This is a genomic window from Marinimicrobium locisalis, assembly GCF_039822625.1.
In the GTDB taxonomy this organism is placed as follows: Bacteria; Pseudomonadota; Gammaproteobacteria; order Pseudomonadales; family Cellvibrionaceae; genus Marinimicrobium; species Marinimicrobium locisalis.
The window spans coordinates 1-6,330 of the sequence record NZ_JBDLLG010000046.1 but is presented as its reverse complement, the minus strand read 5'-3'; the positions used below and the strand labels follow the sequence as shown (position 1 = coordinate 6,330).

Annotated in this window: 4 protein-coding genes; all 4 read left to right on the top strand. The window is 54.1% G+C overall.

The features are described 5' to 3' along the window. Positions 1-237 precede the first annotated feature (237 nt). Entirely contained in the window at positions 238-1,383 is a 1,146-nt protein-coding gene (locus AAE514_RS18110; protein ID WP_347332970.1) for a hypothetical protein, read from the top strand. Between the two features lie 302 nt (positions 1,384-1,685). After that, the gene (locus AAE514_RS18105; RefSeq protein ID WP_347332969.1) at positions 1,686-2,213 is read left to right on the top strand and encodes a hypothetical protein; all 528 of its coding nucleotides are present in this window, start codon (positions 1,686-1,688) and stop codon (positions 2,211-2,213) included. Between the two features lie 317 nt (positions 2,214-2,530). Continuing rightward, positions 2,531-4,210 carry an NHL repeat-containing protein gene (locus tag AAE514_RS18100; protein ID WP_347332968.1) on the top strand — a complete coding sequence of 560 codons (1,680 nt, stop codon included), beginning with the start codon at positions 2,531-2,533 and terminating at the stop codon, positions 4,208-4,210. An 83-nt stretch (positions 4,211-4,293) separates the two neighbouring features. After that, positions 4,294-6,330, top strand: a 2,037-nt coding sequence (locus AAE514_RS18095; protein ID WP_347332967.1) for a two-partner secretion domain-containing protein, incomplete at its 3' end; no start/stop codon positions are given.

Sequence of the window (6,330 nt, the reverse complement as noted above, 5' to 3'; positions counted from 1 at the left end):
AAGCCACCTGGGGTGGGTCAAAATTATTGGCCAGAGGTGGGTCAGTTTAGATGGCCATTAACAGGCATAGTGTGAACCAGGTCGCGCAGAGAGGTTTCAGTAAGTGGTACCCTTTTGGCGCCGAGTTCTATAAATTTTGTCATTTCTATGAATTGCGGCCGCGCTGTGCTTAACATTCGGCACACCGACTGGAATCAGGAGAATTTTTACGTTTTTACAAGGACACAGGGAGTTAATATGGCTATCCCCCCTTCTAGATCCGAAGTGATCGCTGGCAAGAGTGCCGGCACCCGCGTTGTGGCACAAACCCCGCAGATTGCTCAAGCGTGCGGCGAGCTCGCTAAAATGGCCCGTCAGGGTGACTATTGGGCAACCCGCGCAGTTAAATACATTTCGGCACTGACTTCGCGCCAGATGAAAACCGTTTTTGTCCGAGAAGGTGCTAAGACGGCCGATAACCGGCAAGTTTATGTTCTGCTGGTACCGGGCATCAGCCTGGAGTTCAGCCAGAGCCCAAACAGCGATTTTGTCATTCACCAAATGGCGCTTGACTCTACCTATGCGGAGTTACAGAAGGCTGGAAAGAAGCCGGGGTTATTCAAAGTGAGTAAGCAGGGTGACGAGTATCAAACCGCGCCTGCCCTCGCTATTCACCCCGAGAGTTTTCGTGTTGTTACAGTCAGCGATCGAGCTGAGAGCATTCAAAATGCTGCGATTAGATCAGCTCGAGCTGCCACAGAGCCAATGGGGCGCTCGATCATTGATCGTGCTGGATTTGATATGCATTACACCCCCGGCTCAGACCGTCGACTTGGGGGGCTTTGTCGTGCAGAAGCCAATCATCCCGAGCGCCTGTTATCGATCCGTGAAAGTGCAGTGCTTTTGGCCAAAGCCATGGAGGAGTCTCGAAATATTGAAGGCGTATATTGGATCAGTGAAGGCGGAGGCTCTGGAGTGTTGACGCATGCGATGCATCTCTTAAAAACTAGAAATGTCAACTTTGATGGCACCGGTCATCATATTTTCTTTTCGCAATATGCTACCAATCTGGTTAAAGCCCAGAATCTCGCCTATGACTTGGGGTTGGAGTTTGAGCGAAAAGCCTATAGCCTTGGGTATAGATCCGCATCGCTGGACGCGATTCGAGCCCCGTTAAACCGCCGCCGCAAGGAACCAGAGAACTACTCCCGCCTGCAAATGTCTGCAGATCTGTGTAAAGGTCCACAAGTCATCATTGGTGGTGTGGCAGTACTTTCAGGGGTTGGCCTGGCAGGCCCTGGAGGGTTTCTAATCGGTGCTGGTGTGGCTGGATTCACCGCATTGAATGCGCTAACCCGTGCGATCACACCTGGCGCCCATGAGAGAATCAAAGGAAAGTTCTGATGTTCTACTGGCCATTTCGATTTCGAGCGCAGCAATCCTATATCGTACCCAAGGGGCCTAGTGTTAGTTGGGCGCCTCGGAAAAAAGTGTGCGCTTACGGTGTTAATGTTAGCATCAAGGCGCCGCGCTCGAGCATGGGCCATCCAGGAAGGTCGCGGAATCCAGAGCGAAACATTAACACCCACCGGAGTCACTATGAGGCAGCAATCGCTCGAAAATATAGCTGGAAGCGATATTCGTTAATTTCCCGGTGGTGGAACTTTAATGGCCCCTTATTTACTGGCACGCTCGGGTGTTTGAGTATGCATGTCAGCTTGCTCACTTTAGCTAATCCCTCCCCAGAGAGCTCGTTTTTCCGCCCTCGCGCCTTTGAAACAGCTATTGCCCAGTTGATGGCCTATTACTTCGAGGAGGATTTGTCCCGCAGCGGGACCGAACAGGATTGGTTTGTTCCTACGAACTGGGAGCCTCTAGACCGCTTTCCCTGTATAGCTGCCCGGTTTGATGCTATTCAGAACACAAAGCTGGGCTTATTTGATCGTCGGCGCTACTGCTACCTTCCTCTCTCGGATGAGCATCTGCTAGAGGTCGTTCTGCCAACTCAAAGGTACCCTGTGTATTTGAGCTTGGAAGGCGAGCCCGAAAGTGATGTTAACCATTGGGTCAGCGAAGAGCCGATGAAGAAGCTGGCAAATGCATTGCTCGACAGTTTGGAGATTCGATTCTCCGCAGAGGCAGAGCGACAGCAAGCCAAGGCACTGGAGGGGCTAAGTGCTGATCAGCGCAAGCTATCAGAAACGTTCGCTCCTTTAAAGTGGACGACTGCCTGATACCCAATGGAAGCGTATTGCACTGCATAAGTGCTTTAGGAGGTATTGCGGTTGGTGCACTAACGCAAGGTTGTCCGCTTTACTCCTCCATGCGCTCAATCGGCTAGGGTGCCAGGATTAGGTTGGTGTGCCAGGGGTAAAGGGCTGGGCTCCGCACTTTCAACCAACTGGACGATGCCGACAACGAACCGGAATTCTGTGGGGGTTACTTTCGCAGCTTTCGGCCCAGTTTTTTGACGGGTTCACAGTTTGGCCGTGATACCCATGGCATAATGACGTTTTTCAAACTGACATGGAATACAAGGAGCGGCATGGTCATGCTGACACCGACACTGCGTCATCTCTTCCCCGGTACTCTCGCGTTCTCCCTTTTGTTGACTCTGGCTGCTTGTGGCGGCAGTAGTGGCGGTGGTCCCGGCCCGCGCCCTCAGGTCCAGGAGGACACCTCTCCCGCTGAGTTCAGCTTTGAGGCGGAAACCGGGGTAGAACCCGGCGCCACCGTTAAAGCCAGCTCCTTTTCCGTGGACGGCATCAACGTGCCGGTCACCGTCTCGGTAGACGGTGGAGAGTACGCGGTTAACGGTAATGAGAGCTTTACCTCAGAGTCCAGTGAGGTAAGGGAGAACGATAAAATCGTTCTACAGGCCACCGCTCCAGATGAACCGGGCGCCACCAAAGAGGTGACTCTCACTATTGGTGATACCAGCGCGACCTGGGCGATTACCACCCTCGAGGACACCGAAGCGCCGGAGGCGGCCTTTGCTTTCCCCCCACCGATGACCGCCACCGATGCGGAAACCCTGACGGTACGCGGCACCTCTGATGATGATTATAGTGCCGTTGCCTCCGTGACTTTAACGGTTGAGGGAGAAAGCGGCAGCATCCAGACTTATGCCGCCGATACCGAGAACGACTTTGAGGGATGGTCAAAGACGGTCTCCCTGGAGCAGGGCGATAATCAGATTCGGGTCTCGGCGGAAGATGCTCAGGGCAACGCCATAGAAGAGGCCGATGTGGTTCAGGTCAGTCGTCAGCCGTTTGCTGAAAGCTTTCCGGATAACGAGGTGCCTTTTACCGATATTCGGGATGTGACGTTTGATGAAAAGCGCAATCGAATCTTGGTTCCGGTCCTATCTGAAAATGCTGAGGGAGATCCGATTGGGGAGATTGTTTCAATTGACTATGAAACGTCTGAGAGGTCGGTATTCTTTAATGCGGAGTCTATGATAGGCGATGATTCCGAGGTTATTAGGATTTTTCACAGTATCACTATTGACCCTGAGCAGAAGGGAGCCCTCCTTGGTGTAGGATCGAATAATAATTCGAGAATTGTCTCTGTTGACCTGGATACGGCTGAGTATACAACAGTGAGCCGCTCGTATATTCCGGAGACTGACCAACCCACACATCATCGAGTGGTCAGCATTGTTTCGGACCCAAAAGGTGACGATCATACCTATACTTTGTCAAGTGGGGATGGAAACCTACTACGTATTAATTTGAACACTGGGGAACGAACGGTTGTGTCCAGTAGTGACTATGGGGTAGGGACAGGAGACGACCTTTGGGGGGCTGAGTCGATGGTGGTGATGCCTGATGGCAAGGTGGCGTACGCTTCAGGTTCCGCAAGCAGCACTTTATTTAGAATTAATCTGACTTCAGGCGACAGAGAGATAGTGGATATCGCAGGGTTTCCGTTTTATCAGGAAGGGAGTGATTTCTTTTCGCTGCATGATATTGTGCTAAACGAAGAGGGCAATAAGCTCTACATCTCAACCCACTTCGCTGGCATTGTGACCTACCACACCGAAGATCAGCAGTGGGGTACCGTCAGAGAGTTCGAGCTGGATACGCGGTTTGGTCGCAATATGGATGTAGACCTTCACCTGGACGAGGAAAACCGGTCCTTGCTGTTTGCTGACCCTAAAACAGATGGTGTTTATGCGCTGGACCTGGATACCAAAGAGTATGTGATCGTCTCCAAATCCGTGAACTAAAGTCCTTACCGTTTCAACCTCAATCCCATGCCCGCCTCCTTTCTATTATCGGGAGGCGGGCAGCCTCAGCCCAGACTATTCCCATGCCCAAATCAAACGTCCCCTCCCGTACCGTAGCGCTCTCTAACTTTCCTGCTCGTCGCCGGTTGTATCTGGCGGTGGCCGCTTGCTCCGCCATGGCGTTCGGCTCCGCAGCCTGGGCCGGCCCTTCGGGTGAGCGAATTACCGGTGGGGAAGCGTCCATTGAGCGGGCGGGTAAGGTTACCACCATTGAGCAGGCATCGGACCGGCTGGCGGTTGAGTGGGATAGCTATGATCTCAATGCGGATGAGGTCGTGAACTATAACCAGCCGGATGCCGGTTCAGTGGCGCTTAACCGCATTCTCAGCCAAAGCGGCTCAGAAATACGGGGCCGCATTAACGCCAATGGTCATGTGGTGCTGATAAACCCCCACGGAATTGTGTTTGGTGAAAACGCTCGGATTAACGTGGGCGGTATGCTCGCCAGCGGTCTGGACGTTAATACGGACGATTTTTTAAATGGTGATTGGGCTCTGTCCGGCGTTAACGGTACTGACGGTCTGGTCGTCAATCGAGGCGTTATCAATGCCGCCACCGGTGGCTCGGTGTCGCTGGTAGGCAAGCAGGTGCGAAACGAGGGACTGATTACCGCCCACTTGGGGGCGGTCAACCTGGCCGCCGGGAAGGGGGCCGTGGTGACCTTTGATCAGAGTGGCCTGATGGGCGTTCGGGTCAGCGAAGCGGTCGTCCAGGATGAGCTGGGCGTGAATGCGGCTCTGGTCAACAGCGGACGCGTCGACGCGGAGGGCGGTCGTATTCTGCTGACGGCCAGCACCAGCCGGGATGTGTTTTCCCGGGCGGTCAATCGCGGTGACCTGGAGGAAGCCCGCAGTGTTGTTATGCATGAGGATGGCAGCTTCAGTTTAGGGACGGGGGCGGATGTCTCCAACAGCGGGACGCTGAGTGTTTCTCACGAGAGTTCCGCCGGGGAGGTGGTGGTTCTGGGGGAGAATATTGACCAAAAGGGGCTGGTTGAGGCTAACAACCTTAATGGTGACGGTGGGCACATTGAGCTCCACGCTCGGGAGACTGCCCTGGTATCCGGTGACGGTCGAGTGCAGGCCCGCTCTGCCAGTGGAGGGAAGGGCGGCCAGATAAAGGTGCTGGGCGAGCAGGTGGGCTTGTTTGATGGCGCCCAGGTAGAGGTCTCCGGCGTCGAGGGCGGCGGTGAGGCCTTTATCGGGGGTGACTACCAAGGGAAGAATTCATGGTTGCCCAATGCCCACCGAACGGCGGTGAGCGCCAGTGCCCGCATTGACGCCAGTGCGACCGCGACGGGCGACGGCGGGCGTATTATCGTCTGGGCCGATGAGGCCACCCGTTTTTATGGAAGCCTAGCCGGAAAGGGCGGCTCTAACGGGAAAGGCGGGTTTGCAGAGGTCTCCGGCAAGAGCCATTTGGCTTTCGACGGGAGTGTCGACCTGTCCGGGCCGGAAGGGGCGGGCAGGCTGTTATTGGATCCTGAAAACATTAATATAAGCCAAGGAGCAGAAGACGAGGATTTTGACGGTATTGTTGACTTCAGCGAGCCGGGTATTGGGGGAGATGACGCTCTAGCAGTGACTTTTGAGTCTCTTGGGTCAATACTGGAACATCAACAAACCACGGTTGAGCTACAAGCCACGAATACCATTTCCATCACCGAAGGAGGGACGGTTCAGGGAACCAGCGGAAGTGAGTTGAAGTTGGTGGCGGGCAAACAAATCATCGTTAATGGAAAGTCTGACTTCAGTAACTCCGCTGTCACCCTTTTGGCCGGCCATAAGGATTGTGGTTCTGCGTCATGTTACGATGATGGTGGAAAGCGGTCGATTGTTTTTGGTTTAGACTCTGGAATCAGCACAGCTGGAGAATTCAGAGCGTTTGCCGCTGATTCAATCCGTTTCTCAACGGATGCAACTCTCTCCGCCGGCACCGCCACTCTCCGCTCCGGCGACAGCATCAACCTATCCGATTTCTCAACCATCAACACCACCTCCGGCAACCTAAACATCACCGCCGGCGATACCAGTCTCTACACCGGCTCCGACATTCTTACC

Excerpts from the sequence above, each read along its gene's own strand:
- AAE514_RS18100 (WP_347332968.1), top strand. The coding sequence starts at position 2,531 with ATGCTGACACCGACACTGCGTCATCTCTTCCCCGGTACTCTCGCGTTC.
- AAE514_RS18105 (WP_347332969.1), top strand. The coding sequence starts at position 1,686 with ATGCATGTCAGCTTGCTCACTTTAGCTAATCCCTCCCCAGAGAGCTCG.
- AAE514_RS18110 (WP_347332970.1), top strand. The coding sequence starts at position 238 with ATGGCTATCCCCCCTTCTAGATCCGAAGTGATCGCTGGCAAGAGTGCC.